Source organism: Streptococcus mobilis (assembly GCF_059727625.1).
Map to the genome: position 1 here is coordinate 1,729,437 of NZ_AP041823.1, position 13,696 is coordinate 1,743,132.

The window sequence follows — 13,696 nt, forward strand, 5'->3', positions numbered from 1 at the left end:
TTACTCCATTCCTCTATAAAAATCCGTATCGATCTCCCGATAAGGTTGAATGTCCTGAACATATTCCAAGACACCTTGAAAGTCTCCAGCTTCATCATGCACTGCCGCATAGGTGACATGGACAAATTTTCCACGTGATTCTGATTTGAACCACATTTCATACTTGTCTTTTTTTCCTTCACGAAGCCCTTGCATGATCGCTTTGACCTTTTCCAAGTATTTTGGCGGGTGACACAGCTCAACATTGCGTCCTACCTGCGACGGTGTCCTCTTAAAAATCATTTCCTCAAAAGGCGCAGCATTGTTGTAATATTGGAAAATATCATCCTTATTGACAAAGGTGATCTCCATCGGTAACTGGTTCAAGATCAAATTCGCTTGCTCCACAGAGAGGAAGCCATTCCCAAAAGCTTGTGGCTGCTGGCGATCGAAACTCTCTTCTTTTTTCTTAGGCGTGAAGGTAATGGTCAACTGCCCATCAGGAGTCTCAATTACCTGACAGTGCTCATCGCCTTTTGAAGAAGGAAGCGGTTCAGTTGAACCTTCTGACTCTTTCGACGCTTCCTCCTTGAAGTCTACACGTTTTGGCACCCACTTTTCACTTGGGAGAATAATGGCATAACCATAAGCATCACTTTCTTCTGCAATGGAAAGCCAATCATCCTGGGTAAAGGCCTCCAGCAAAATCATCAAGAGGATCGACTCTTCCTTGAAGATCATGCCCTCAAACTCTTGCGCAAAGGCTTCAAAGAGCTCTTTGACTTCTAAGATACTAGAATCCGGTAATTTCTTGGCCGCATCCAAAACTTTCGCAAAGAGTTCCCGAATCTGGTCATCCACTCCCCACATCACTTTTGGCGGGGAATCATGCCCATATTTTTCCATAATCGGAAACATCAACTCTTCCTTACGACGGTAATGCCGGTCAAATTGACCCACCAAGCCCAGCTGACGTAACAAGCCCTTATGAATCTCCTGAATCATCTCAGGATCCTCGGTTGTCTCATAATTGTCCAGCAAGCGGCGGACCCGCATCATAGCGGCCCGAAGGGCTAAGTTCTCCTGTTTAAAGATTTGAACAGGATGGCCCGGGTGGTCAGTATCTGCTACTTCGACCCCTTGAACCGCATTCTTAAAGAGATTGGCATGGACATCACAAAGCTCCATAACATCTTCAAAAGTCACACCTGCATCTGAATTCATCAGTTCATGCTCCATAAGAGAGATCTCAATCGCAGACACCCCTGCAAAAGTCGCATCAAACCGTTCCTGAACCGATTCAGGGGAAGCTCCATGATGAAGCTCTAATAAGATATCTCTTAAGACGTGAATTCGTTCATCACTCATTGGTCTAGCCCCACTACTTCATAGCCATTAGCCTCTAGTGTTCGCACAATCTTCTCCATAGGAGTACCTTCTAATTTTGATCCTTGTTTCAAAGAAACCTTGCGCCCAACTGTATTGCGCATGATAGGATTGGCTAAGGGTTTAAAGCCCAACTCCACCAACAAATCCAATACTTCCGGATGTTGATCAATGACTTGAGCAACTGGAATCGATACATCAATAACATTGTCCATTTATTTATTTCCTCTACTTATTCCCTTTATTCTCTCTCTAACGAGCCCGTTCTTCTCCCCACCAAAGAGGCATCAATTCACCTAAAGTAATGGTCTTGCGGCTCTCATAATCCACCATAAATTCTAGATGACGATTCTCTGCATCTAGCTCAAGGAGAAATTCACGACAGGCTCCACAAGGCATCCCTGAGCCTTCTCCATAAGGAGGCTTGTCTCGAAAAGCAATAATGCGCTTGACCTTGGTCTGTCCTGATTGTTGATACATATTGAAAAGGGCTGCTCGTTCAGCACATAAATGAAAGACGCCACAGGTTCCTTCCATACAAAAGCCCGTAAAAATCTGACCATCTGCAGCCTCAACAGCAGCAACCACATGTCGAGCATAGACAAAATCTGAAACCTCTTGAGGCGCATAAAGAGCTTTCGCCTCAAGATAAAGTTTTTCCCAAATATCCATTCTTCTTCTTTCACTTCTTCACTAATTTCACAACTGCTTCTGTCCGTGCAGTATGGGGGAACATGTCCACTGATTGAATGTATTCAACCTGATAAACCTTCGTCAAAGCCACTAGATCCCGTGCCAAAGTCGATACATTACACGAGACATAGACCATCTTTTCAGGTGCATAGTGCAACAAGGTCTCGATTAATTTTGTACCCAAGCCCGTACGAGGTGGATCCACGATCACAGCATTAGCCCGATAGCCTTCTTGGTACCAGCGAGGAATGATCTCTTCAGCTGTACCAGCCTCATAGTGGGTATTCTCAAATCCCATCCGTTTAGCATTGTATTTGGCATCTTCAATCGCTTCAGGAATAATATCCATCCCCCGAACACTTTTCACTCTATTAGCAAAAGCAAACCCAATCGTTCCAACCCCACAGTAGGCATCTATCAAGTGATCCTCTGGGGAAACATCTAGAGCCTTGACAGCTTCACTATACAATACTTCAGTTTGTTCCGGATTCAACTGGTAAAAGGCTCGAGGAGAAAGGGAGAATTCATAATCCAAAACCCCTTCCAAAATGGCCTCTTCTCCCCAAATAATCTGCGTTTGTTCCCCATAAATTTCACTGGATCGAGACGTATTTTTATTAACAGCAACTGTGACAATCTCAGGGTGTTTCGTGACCAAGTCTTGCACCAAATTATTTATGTTAATCTGACGACTAGTGACCACAATGATCTGAACTTGACCAGACTTCCGCGCCCGTCGAACCATCATGGTTCTGACACCCAGTTCTTTACGCTCATCAGCAATCGGAATCTGATAATAGGTCAATAAATCCGTTAGATCGTTGGCGATAGCTTGAATAACCGGGTCTTGAACCAAACAATCCTTTAATTCCACCAAATAATGTGAATTTTGGGCATAGAGGCCCGCCTTCACCTGGCCCTTGAATTTCCTAGTTTGAAATTGCAATTTTGCCCGATAGTAAAGCGGCTCCTGCATTCCAATTGTCGGCCGAATATCATACTGTTCAAATCCTTCAGGTGAGAACTTCTTCAAGGCCTGTTGTAATAAATCTGTCTTAAACTCCAGCTGCTTATCATACTTCAAATGCATGATTTGACAGCCACCACAGGTCTCATAGATATCACACATGGGCGTCACACGAAACTTAGACGCCTTATTCACAGATAGGAGTTTGGCTTCCGCAAAATTTTTCTTAACACTTGTAATTTGACAGAAGATATCTTCTCCCTTCAAAGCGCCTGGCACAAAGACAAGTGTTTTTTTATAAAAGCCAATCCCTTCTCCGTTAATTCCCATTCGTTTAATTTTCAAAGGAATTTTTTGTTTTACTTTAACGTTCATATCCCTATCTTAACACATTTTTCGGTATAATAAAAACATGAAAATTACAAAACTAGAAAAGAAAAAAAGACTCTACCTCCTGGAATTAGACAATGATCAAAAACTTTATATTACAGAAGACACCATCGTCAAATATTTTCTTTCTAAAGATAAAGAAATCAGTGAAGAGGAACTAAAAGAAATCCAAGAGTTTGCTCAATACTCCTATGGTAAAAACCTGGCCCTTTACCATCTTTCTTTTAAAGCTCGAACAACAAAAGAAGTCCGAGACTACCTGACAAAATATGAGATTGATAGTGGCATTATTGATAAAGTGGTCCAACAGCTAAAAGAAGACAAGTGGTTAGATGATCGTCAATATGCAAGAAACCTGATAGAGGCCAACCTTCTCAGTGGCGATAAGGGCCCTCTCTTATTACAACAAAAAATTCAACAAAAAGGGATCCCAAAATCTATCCTTCAAGAAATTCTTGCAGACTATGATTTTTCAGAAGTGATCGACCGTACCGCAATAAAACTCCTAAAAAAATACCAAGGAAAATATCCGTTAAAAGCCATTGAAACGAAAATCATCCAGGCACTCATTTCAAAAGGTTTTGCTTACAATCAAGCAAAGATAGCATTCCAAAATCTCGAGCTCGAAACAGATGAAGAAACAACCAATGAGCTCATTCTAAAAGAGTTAGAAAAACAATACCGTAAATACAGTAAAAAATATGAAGGCTATGAACTCAAACAACGCTTGACTCAGGCACTAGCCAGAAAAGGCTACGATTATAGTGATATAACGTCAGCCATTAGAGAATACTTAGATTCATAAACCAAATTGAAAATTAAATAGAAAAATAAGAAAAAATTTGAAAAAATATGATACAATATAGAGGATATACTTAGATTGTAGAAAGTTGGTAAGTTATGAAACTACCTAAAGAAGGCGACTTTATTACAATTCAAAGTTATAAACATGATGGCAGTTTACACCGAACATGGCGTGACACCATGGTATTAAAGATAACCGAAAATGCAATTATTGGAGTAAATGATCATACACTTGTTACTGAAAGTGATGGTAGACGTTGGATTACACGTGAACCAGCGATCGTATATTTCCATAAAAAATATTGGTTTAACATCATCGCCATGATCCGTGACAATGGTGTGTCTTACTACTGTAACCTAGCAAGTCCTTTTCACATTGACCAAGAAGCCTTAAAATATATCGACTATGATCTCGATGTCAAGGTCTTTACCAATGGTGAAAAAAAATTGTTAGATGTTGAAGAATACGAGCAGCACAAAGAAAAAATGCACTATTCAGATGACATCGACTTTATTTTAAAGGAAAATGTTAAGGTTCTAGTAGATTGGATAAACCAAAGCAAAGGTCCTTTTTCTGAGGAATATATCAAAATTTGGTATAACCGTTATGTTGAACTGCGAAATAAATAAAGTTGAAAAGAGCGAAAGCTCTTTTTTCTTTTAACTTAATGAAAAATTACCTACAAAAAAGCCTAATGACAATCATTAGACTTTTTCGATACACTATCGGGAAGACAGGATTCGAACCTGCGACACCTTGGTCCCAAACCAAGTACTCTACCAAGCTGAGCTACTTCCCGATCTAAAGCTACCGCTTTATGCACCCTAGAGGAGTCGAACCTCTAACCGCCTGATTCGTAGTCAGGTACTCTATCCAGTTGAGCTAAGGGTGCTCGTTCCTATTCAATTATTACATATCAATTATTACATAGCCTTGCGACCATGCACCCTAGAGGAGTCGAACCTCTAACCGCCTGATTCGTAGTCAGGTACTCTATCCAGTTGAGCTAAGGGTGCTTCTTTCAACCTTTGTCTATGCCGAGGACCGGAATCGAACCGGTACGATCGTTACCAATCGCAGGATTTTAAGTCCTGTGCGTCTGCCAGTTCCGCCACCCCGGCCTCCTCAAGCGAACGACGGGATTCGAACCCGCGACCCCCACCTTGGCAAGGTGGTGTTCTACCACTGAACTACGTTCGCATTGCTTTCTTTATATAAAAAAAATGCCGGCTACATGACTTGAACACGCGACCCTCTGATTACAAATCAGATGCTCTACCAACTGAGCTAAGCCGGCTCATTATTATTCTCTTATGCGGGTTAAGGGACTTGAACCCCCACGCCGTAAAGCGCCAGATCCTAAATCTGGTGCGTCTGCCAATTCCGCCAAACCCGCAAAATATGACCCGTACTGGGCTCGAACCAGTGACCCATTGATTAAAAGTCAATTGCTCTACCAACTGAGCTAACGAGTCTTAAAATAATTTTCATTATCTTAACGGTCCCGACGGGAATCGAACCCGCGATCTTCGCCGTGACAGGGCGACGTGATAACCGCTACACTACGGGACCTATGGGAGTTAACGGGATCGAACCGCTGACCCTCTGCTTGTAAGGCAGATGCTCTCCCAGCTGAGCTAAACTCCCAAATGAGCCTAGTATCTACTAGGCTCAATCTCTTGCTAAGCGACTTCCTTATCTCACAGGGGGCAACCCCCAACTACTTCCGGCGTTCTAGGGCTTAACTGCTGTGTTCGGCATGGGTACAGGTGTATCTCCTAGGCTATCGTCACTTAACTCTGAATGATTAAACATTCAAAATTGAACATCTATATTCTAACAAGTTAACCTTTCGTTGTCAATATCTTTTGACTCTTTGGATAAGTCCTCGAGCTATTAGTATTAGTCCGCTCCATTGCTCACACAACTTCCACTCCTAACCTATCTACCTGATCTTCTCTCAGGGCTCTTACTGATATATAATCATGGGAAATCTCATCTTGAGGTGGGTTTCACACTTAGATGCTTTCAGCGTTTATCCCTTCCCTACATAGCTACCCAGCGATGCCTCTGGCGAGACAACTGGTACACCAGCGGTAAGTCCACTCTGGTCCTCTCGTACTAGGAGCAGATCCTCTCAAATTTCCTACGCCCGCGACGGATAGGGACCGAACTGTCTCACGACGTTCTGAACCCAGCTCGCGTGCCGCTTTAATGGGCGAACAGCCCAACCCTTGGGACCGACTACAGCCCCAGGATGCGACGAGCCGACATCGAGGTGCCAAACCTCCCCGTCGATGTGAACTCTTGGGGGAGATAAGCCTGTTATCCCCAGGGTAGCTTTTATCCGTTGAGCGATGGCCCTTCCATACGGAACCACCGGATCACTAAGCCCGACTTTCGTCCCTGCTCGAGTTGTAGCTCTCGCAGTCAAGCTCCCTTATACCTTTACACTCTGCGAATGATTTCCAACCATTCTGAGGGAACCTTTGGGCGCCTCCGTTACCTTTTAGGAGGCGACCGCCCCAGTCAAACTGCCCGTCAGACACTGTCTCCGTAGATGATTAACCTACCGGGTTAGAGTGGCCATAACACAAGGGTAGTATCCCAACAACGCCTCCATCGAAACTGGCGTCCCGATCTCAATGGCTCCTACCTATCCTGTACATGTGGCACAGACACTCAATATCAAACTGCAGTAAAGCTCCATGGGGTCTTTCCGTCCTGTCGCGGGTAACCTGCATCTTCACAGGTACTAAAATTTCACCGAGTCTCTCGTTGAGACAGTGCCCAAATCATTACGCCTTTCGTGCGGGTCGGAACTTACCCGACAAGGAATTTCGCTACCTTAGGACCGTTATAGTTACGGCCGCCGTTTACTGGGGCTTCAATTCATACCTTCGCTTACGCTAAGCACTCCTCTTAACCTTCCAGCACCGGGCAGGCGTCACCCCCTATACATCATCTTACGATTTAGCAGAGAGCTGTGTTTTTGATAAACAGTTGCTTGGGCCTATTCACTGCGGCTGACTTAAAGCCAGCACCCCTTCTCCCGAAGTTACGGGGTCATTTTGCCGAGTTCCTTAACGAGAGTTCTCTCGCTCACCTGAGGCTACTCGCCTCGACTACCTGTGTCGGTTTGCGGTACGGGTAGAGTATGATTAACGCTAGAAGCTTTTCTTGGCAGTGTGACGTCACTAACTTCGCTACTAAACTTCGCTCCCCATCACAGCTCAATGTTACAGAATTAAGCATTTAACTCAATTCACACCTCACTGCTTAGACGTGCACTTCCAGTCGCACGCTTTAGTTAGCCTACTGCGTCCCTCCTTCACTACATACTCTAGTACAGGAATATCAACCTGTTGTCCATCGGATACACCTTTCGGTCTCTCCTTAGGTCCCGACTAACCCAGGGCGGACGAGCCTTCCCCTGGAAACCTTAGTCTTACGGTGGACAGGATTCTCACCTGTCTTTCGCTACTCATACCGGCATTCTCACTTCTATGCGTTCCAGCGCTCCTCACGGTACACCTTCTCCACACATAGAACGCTCTCCTACCATACCTATAAAGGTATCCACAGCTTCGGTAAATTGTTTTAGCCCCGGTACATTTTCGGCGCAGGGTCACTCGACTAGTGAGCTATTACGCACTCTTTGAATGAATAGCTGCTTCTAAGCTAACATCCTAGTTGTCTGTGCAACCCCACATCCTTTTCCACTTAACAATTATTTTGGGACCTTAGCTGGTGGTCTGGGCTGTTTCCCTTTCGACTACGGATCTTAGCACTCGCAGTCTGACTGCCGACCATAATTCTTTGGCATTCGGAGTTTATCTGAGATTGGTAATCCGGGATGGACCCCTCACCCAAACAGTGCTCTACCTCCAAGAATCTTAATGTCGACGCTAGCCCTAAAGCTATTTCGGAGAGAACCAGCTATCTCCAAGTTCGTTTGGAATTTCTCCGCTACCCACAAGTCATCCAAGCACTTTTCAACGTGCCCTGGTTCGGTCCTCCAGTGAGTTTTACCTCACCTTCAACCTGCTCATGGGTAGGTCACATGGTTTCGGGTCTACGACATAATACTATTCCGCCCTATTCAGACTCGGTTTCCCTACGGCTCCGTCTCTTCAACTTAACCTCGCATCATATCGTAACTCGCCGGTTCATTCTACAAAAGGCACGCTCTCACCCATTAACGGGCTCGAACTTGTTGTAGGCACACGGTTTCAGGTTCTATTTCACTCCCCTCCCGGGGTGCTTTTCACCTTTCCCTCACGGTACTGGTTCACTATCGGTCACTAGAGAGTATTTAGGGTTGGGAGATGGTCCTCCCAGATTCCGACGGGATTTCTCGTGTCCCGCCGTACTCAGGATACTGCTAGGTATAAAGACTATTTCGAATACGAGGCTCTTACTCTCTTTGGCTGACCTTCCCATGTCATTCTTCTATATTCTTTAAGTCCACATTGCAGTCCTACAACCCCGAAGAGTAAACTCTTCGGTTTGCCCTCCTGCCGTTTCGCTCGCCGCTACTCAGGCAATCGCTTTTGCTTTCTCTTCCTGCAGCTACTTAGATGTTTCAGTTCACTACGTCTTCCTCTACCTATCCTTAACAGATAGGAGTACTAGCCATTAGCTAGTGGGTTCCCCCATTCGGACATCTCTGGATCGTCGCTTACTTACAGCTCCCCAAAGCATTTCGTCGTTTGTCACGTCCTTCTTCGGCTTCTAGTGCCAAGGCATCCACCGTGCGCCCTTATTAACTTAACCTTATTTTTGGTCTTGCGACCTAAACTCTTTAAATATTTACAGCGTTTCGGTTTATTTTCTTGTTACTATTTGATATAGATATTCAATTTTCAATGTTCAATCTTAACACCCTTACAGTGTTAATGGAGCCTAGCGGGATCGAACCGCTGACCTCCTGCGTGCAAAGCAGGCGCTCTCCCAGCTGAGCTAAGGCCCCACAAGACCTCTCAAAACTAAACAAGACCAACGTACAGGTTTCCATTTCCTTAGAAAGGAGGTGATCCAGCCGCACCTTCCGATACGGCTACCTTGTTACGACTTCACCCCAATCATCTATCCCACCTTAGGCGGCTGGCTCCTTACGGTTACCTCACCGACTTCGGGTGTTACAAACTCTCGTGGTGTGACGGGCGGTGTGTACAAGGCCCGGGAACGTATTCACCGCGGCGTGCTGATCCGCGATTACTAGCGATTCCGACTTCATGTAGGCGAGTTGCAGCCTACAATCCGAACTGAGACTGGCTTTAAGAGATTAGCTTGCCGTCACCGACTCGCGACTCGTTGTACCAGCCATTGTAGCACGTGTGTAGCCCAGGTCATAAGGGGCATGATGATTTGACGTCATCCCCACCTTCCTCCGGTTTATTACCGGCAGTCTCGCTAGAGTGCCCAACTCAATGATGGCAACTAACAATAGGGGTTGCGCTCGTTGCGGGACTTAACCCAACATCTCACGACACGAGCTGACGACAACCATGCACCACCTGTCACCTCTGTCCCGAAGGAAAACTCTATCTCTAGAGCGGTCAGAGGGATGTCAAGACCTGGTAAGGTTCTTCGCGTTGCTTCGAATTAAACCACATGCTCCACCGCTTGTGCGGGCCCCGTCAATTCCTTTGAGTTTCAACCTTGCGGTCGTACTCCCCAGGCGGAGTGCTTAATGCGTTAGCTGCGGCACTGAGTCCCGGAAAGGACCCAACACCTAGCACTCATCGTTTACGGCGTGGACTACCAGGGTATCTAATCCTGTTTGCTCCCCACGCTTTCGAGCCTCAGCGTCAGTTACAGACCAGAGAGCCGCTTTCGCCACCGGTGTTCCTCCATATATCTACGCATTTCACCGCTACACATGGAATTCCACTCTCCCTTCTGCACTCAAGTTAAACAGTTTCCAAAGCGTACTATGGTTAAGCCACAGCCTTTAACTTCAGACTTATCTAACCGCCTGCGCTCGCTTTACGCCCAATAAATCCGGATAACGCTCGGGACCTACGTATTACCGCGGCTGCTGGCACGTAGTTAGCCGTCCCTTTCTGGTAAGTTACCGTCACAGTGTGAACTTTCCACTCTCACACTCGTTCTTCTCTTACAACAGAGCTTTACGATCCGAAAACCTTCTTCACTCACGCGGCGTTGCTCGGTCAGGGTTGCCCCCATTGCCGAAGATTCCCTACTGCTGCCTCCCGTAGGAGTCTGGGCCGTGTCTCAGTCCCAGTGTGGCCGATCACCCTCTCAGGTCGGCTATGTATCGTCGCCTTGGTGAGCCGTTACCTCACCAACTAGCTAATACAACGCAGGTCCATCTCTTAGTGATGCAATTGCACCTTTTAAGTCAATATCATGCGATATCGACTTTTATGCGGTATTAGCTATCGTTTCCAATAGTTATCCCCCGCTAAGAGGCAGGTTACCTACGCGTTACTCACCCGTTCGCAACTCATCCGCTCGGTGCAAGCACCAAGCTTCAGCGTTCTACTTGCATGTATTAGGCACGCCGCCAGCGTTCATCCTGAGCCAGGATCAAACTCTCATTAAAATAATTGTTTGTCTTAAACTCATTCTGTCACTGACAGATTTATTGTTTTTTTATTGTTCAGTTACTACAACTTTCATTGTAGTGCCCTGCACATTGGTTCGTCTTGTTCAGTTTTCAAAGGTCTTTGTCGCTCTCTCGCGACAACTATATTAGTATATCATGACCTTACCTTACTGTCAATACTTTTTTAAAACTTTTTTTGTTTTTTTGAAAGTTTTTTTACTTATATAAAAAATCAGGAGCATGAATGCTCCTGATTCCTCTATAATTTAATTGATGTTTTCAATCTCTTTTTGATCTCTATTCTTTTACTTCCAATAGACCGATGTCTCCATCTTCTCTACGGTAGATCACATTTGTTGTGTTGTCTTCTGCATCACGATAAATGAAGAAGTCGTGTGCTAATAGATCCATTTGAAGGATCGCTTCATCTAAATCCATTGGCTCTAGATCAATTGTTTTTGAGCGAACAACTTTTTCTGTGGTTGCTGCTTCTTCTACAACTGCATCGGTAAACAATTTACCTGCACCAGATTTAACACGATTTTTCTTTTCGATTTTTGTTTTATTCTTACGAATTTGACGTTCAATTTTATCTACAACCAGATCAATTGAACCGTACATATCTTGAGAGACATCTTCTGCACGCAGTGTAATAGATCCAAGTGGAATGGTTACTTCTACTTTTGCGGTTTTTTCACGGTAAACTTTTAAGTTTACTCGAGCGTCCAGCTCTTGATCTGCCTGAAAATATTTTTCAATCTTTTCGAGTTTAGAAACGACATAGTCGCGAATGGCTTCTGTTACTTCTAGGTTTTCACCACGGATACTATATTTAATCATATTAGTACCTACTTTCTAAACATTATGTTTTTATTTATATGTATATTATAACGCTTTCATAAAGTTTTTGCAAATCTTTTTTTACCTTGCGATTGAAAATGTTTTTATTTCTTTCACACCTTTTTCAATTAGTAGGCGCTTCATTAATTCGATGGTTTTGCCCGTTGTGTAGATATCATCAAAGATAAGATATTTCTGCTTTTTTGAAACTTCTTCTTTTAATTGAAAGTGTTGAGAGGTTTTTAATCTTTCTTCTCTTGTTTTTTTTGATTGGGCTAAGCTGTCTTCTTTTTGGAAGAGACTGCTGTACTTTATTTCTGCAAAATCTAATATAGTCGAAACCTGATTAAATCCTCTCTCCTGCTTTTTTTCATGGCTGATTGGAGTCGGTATTATCGTATAGCTTTTATACTTTTTCAAGGCTTTTTTGATGTCACATGCAAATACCATTCCTAATAAACGATCTCCTTCAAATTTATATCGCTTGAAATAGTCCTTCATTGCTGCATTATATCTATATAATGCTTCATGTTCGACCATATTCCCCTTTTGTATCCAGTATTCGCAATCTTTACATACTTTCTCCTCCTTATCTTTATAACATCTAGGACAATGGATTTCGTCAATTTGTTCGAAGTCTTCTTTGCATTCTTTACAAATCCATTCTTCTTGTTTATTCATAAAAATAAGGTCTGTGAAATGTTCACCAGTTTTCAACTCTTTAGTACAAAGCAGACATTCTTTCAAAATCCAGCCTCCTGATTCATTTCCTTTATTTCTTTAATCGCTTTCTTCATTTCTCGTGTTATGCCGTCTGATAGAAAAAGTAGTTCACCTATTGGTCTTTCTTTACTTCGACCGACTCTCCCTGAAATTTGTACGAGGGCACTTTTAGTAAATAATTTGTGATTACTTTCTAAAACAAAGACATCTACAAACGGAAAAGTCACTCCTCTTTCTAGAATGGTTGTCGAGACTAGCATGGTTAAGGCTCTGTTTCTAAACTCTTCTACTATTCTTAGGCGGTCTGTTGTCTGTGAGGATACAAAACCTACTGTTTCTTTTGGAAAGTATTTTTTTAAGTTCCCAGTAAATTGTTGTCCTAATTCTATTTCAGATACAAAGATTAACAATGGGTAGTGAGTCTGTCTTTGTTTCTTGATCAGTTGCAATAGTTCGTAAGGGATTCTTCCTTTTTCTATTTTTTCTCTAATTTTCGGCACCCATTTTATTTCAGGGACCACTAGTGGGTTCCCATGAAATCTTCTTGGAAGGCTATAACGAATGATTTCTTTTTTCTTGACCTTTTTATCTAACTCATCTGTAGAGGTTGCTGTCAAATATAGGGTATTCCCCTCTTTTTTTATTGCATTCTGAGCTGCTTTATATAAGATTGGATTGTCCACATAGGGAAAAGCATCTACCTCATCTATAATAAGGAGATCAAAGGCCTGATAAAACTTTAGCAATTGGTGGGTTGTAGCGATCACTAAAGGCGTTCTAAAATAGGGCTCTGATTCTCCATGAAGCAAAGAGATGGGGCAGGAAAAATCTTTCTTCATCCTTCCGTACAATTCTATACAGACATCGATTCTTGGGGTGGCAATACAGGCTGCTTTTCCTGCCTTGATCGCTGTTGCTACAACCTGGTACATCATTTCCGTTTTCCCAGCGCCTGTCACAGCATGTACCAAGGCATGTTTTCCTGCTTTAACTGCTTGGATAAGCCCTTCAGATACCTCTTGTTGATAGGAAGTCAAGGTTCCTTTCCAGTTTAGCACCTCTTGTCCTTCAAAGTTTTGCTGTGCAATAGCATAAAGTTTTTGATCACTCCGGATCCTTCCCAATTGGATACAGGCTCTACAATACAGTACCTCCTCACTCAATTTCCACAGTTTTTGATCAATCAAACTGCCACATCGAAAGCATTGGTACCTTCCATTTTGTTTTTCTATAGCTGGAAGTTCTTGGGCAATTTCTTTCAGATCATTTGTCATTTGACTCTCCGTTAAGAGTCTTCCATAAGAATCTTCTATCTTCATACTTATTAATTCGCAAAAGT

Annotated in this window: 9 protein-coding genes, 11 tRNA genes and 3 rRNA genes; 2 read left to right on the forward strand and 21 right to left on the reverse strand. The window is 43.5% G+C overall.

What is annotated here, in order from left to right; all coding sequences use genetic code 11:
• The 4 genes from AC6IZR_RS08255 to rlmD are packed head-to-tail and all read right to left on the reverse strand — an operon-like array spanning window position 1 to window position 3,400.
• Window positions 1–1,347, reverse strand: coding sequence for a DUF438 domain-containing protein (locus AC6IZR_RS08255; RefSeq protein WP_497848423.1), 1,347 nt, complete (start codon window positions 1,345–1,347; stop codon window positions 1–3).
• Window positions 1,344–1,580 (reverse strand): DUF1858 domain-containing protein, encoded by a 237-nt coding sequence (locus AC6IZR_RS08260; RefSeq protein ID WP_003014300.1) that lies wholly within the window; start codon window positions 1,578–1,580, stop codon window positions 1,344–1,346. Before AC6IZR_RS08260 ends, AC6IZR_RS08255 begins: the two co-directional genes overlap by 4 nt.
• 37 nt (window positions 1,581–1,617) lie before the next feature.
• The gene (locus AC6IZR_RS08265; protein WP_497848424.1) at window positions 1,618–2,037 is read right to left on the reverse strand and encodes a cytidine deaminase family protein; all 420 of its coding nucleotides are present in this window, start codon (window positions 2,035–2,037) and stop codon (window positions 1,618–1,620) included.
• Window positions 2,038–2,047: 10 nt separating this feature from the next.
• The gene (gene rlmD / locus AC6IZR_RS08270; protein ID WP_045759141.1) at window positions 2,048–3,400 is read right to left on the reverse strand and encodes a 23S rRNA (uracil(1939)-C(5))-methyltransferase RlmD; all 1,353 of its coding nucleotides are present in this window, start codon (window positions 3,398–3,400) and stop codon (window positions 2,048–2,050) included.
• A gap of 37 nt (window positions 3,401–3,437) precedes the next feature.
• On the opposite strand from rlmD, the gene recX reads away from it, so the two are divergent.
• Window positions 3,438–4,220, forward strand: a complete 783-nt coding sequence (recX, locus tag AC6IZR_RS08275; RefSeq protein ID WP_497848425.1) for a recombination regulator RecX — start codon at window positions 3,438–3,440, stop codon at window positions 4,218–4,220.
• Window positions 4,221–4,315: 95 nt separating this feature from the next.
• On the forward strand, window positions 4,316–4,849 hold the full coding sequence (ntdP, locus tag AC6IZR_RS08280) for a nucleoside tri-diphosphate phosphatase (protein WP_118396820.1): 534 nt from the start codon (window positions 4,316–4,318) through the stop codon (window positions 4,847–4,849).
• 96 nt (window positions 4,850–4,945) lie between these two features.
• Here ntdP and AC6IZR_RS08285 read toward each other — a convergent pair.
• From AC6IZR_RS08285 to AC6IZR_RS08365, 17 genes are all read right to left on the reverse strand, one after another.
• Window positions 4,946–5,019, reverse strand: a tRNA-Pro gene (locus AC6IZR_RS08285).
• 19 nt (window positions 5,020–5,038) lie between these two features.
• Window positions 5,039–5,112, reverse strand: a tRNA-Arg gene (locus AC6IZR_RS08290).
• Window positions 5,113–5,162: 50 nt separating this feature from the next.
• Window positions 5,163–5,236: transfer RNA gene (locus tag AC6IZR_RS08295), tRNA-Arg, on the reverse strand.
• A gap of 19 nt (window positions 5,237–5,255) precedes the next feature.
• A tRNA-Leu gene (locus AC6IZR_RS08300) sits at window positions 5,256–5,341 on the reverse strand.
• Between the two features lie 7 nt (window positions 5,342–5,348).
• A tRNA-Gly gene (locus AC6IZR_RS08305) sits at window positions 5,349–5,420 on the reverse strand.
• Window positions 5,421–5,444: 24 nt separating this feature from the next.
• Window positions 5,445–5,517: transfer RNA gene (locus AC6IZR_RS08310), tRNA-Thr, on the reverse strand.
• 17 nt (window positions 5,518–5,534) lie between these two features.
• Window positions 5,535–5,616: transfer RNA gene (locus AC6IZR_RS08315), tRNA-Leu, on the reverse strand.
• A 6-nt stretch (window positions 5,617–5,622) separates the two neighbouring features.
• A tRNA-Lys gene (locus tag AC6IZR_RS08320) sits at window positions 5,623–5,695 on the reverse strand.
• Window positions 5,696–5,719: 24 nt separating this feature from the next.
• Window positions 5,720–5,792, reverse strand: a tRNA-Asp gene (locus AC6IZR_RS08325).
• 2 nt (window positions 5,793–5,794) lie between these two features.
• A tRNA-Val gene (locus tag AC6IZR_RS08330) sits at window positions 5,795–5,867 on the reverse strand.
• Between the two features lie 34 nt (window positions 5,868–5,901).
• Window positions 5,902–6,017, reverse strand: a 5S ribosomal RNA gene (rrf, locus tag AC6IZR_RS08335).
• Between the two features lie 79 nt (window positions 6,018–6,096).
• Window positions 6,097–8,996: ribosomal RNA gene (locus AC6IZR_RS08340) — 23S ribosomal RNA — on the reverse strand.
• A gap of 123 nt (window positions 8,997–9,119) precedes the next feature.
• Window positions 9,120–9,192 (reverse strand) — tRNA-Ala (locus AC6IZR_RS08345).
• A gap of 53 nt (window positions 9,193–9,245) precedes the next feature.
• Window positions 9,246–10,791: ribosomal RNA gene (locus AC6IZR_RS08350) — 16S ribosomal RNA — on the reverse strand.
• Together the 16S, 23S and 5S rRNA genes with 11 tRNA genes alongside form the textbook arrangement of a ribosomal RNA operon.
• A 300-nt stretch (window positions 10,792–11,091) precedes the next feature.
• Window positions 11,092–11,634 (reverse strand): ribosome hibernation-promoting factor, HPF/YfiA family, encoded by a 543-nt coding sequence (gene hpf / locus AC6IZR_RS08355; RefSeq protein ID WP_021154569.1) that lies wholly within the window; start codon window positions 11,632–11,634, stop codon window positions 11,092–11,094.
• Window positions 11,635–11,715: 81 nt separating this feature from the next.
• Window positions 11,716–12,381: a ComF family protein gene (locus AC6IZR_RS08360; protein WP_493494786.1), complete on the reverse strand. Its 666-nt coding sequence runs from the start codon at window positions 12,379–12,381 to the stop codon at window positions 11,716–11,718.
• Window positions 12,378–13,676, reverse strand: a complete 1,299-nt coding sequence (locus AC6IZR_RS08365) for an ATP-dependent helicase ComFA (RefSeq protein ID WP_497848426.1) — start codon at window positions 13,674–13,676, stop codon at window positions 12,378–12,380. Before AC6IZR_RS08365 ends, AC6IZR_RS08360 begins: the two co-directional genes overlap by 4 nt.
• Window positions 13,677–13,696 lie beyond the last annotated feature (20 nt).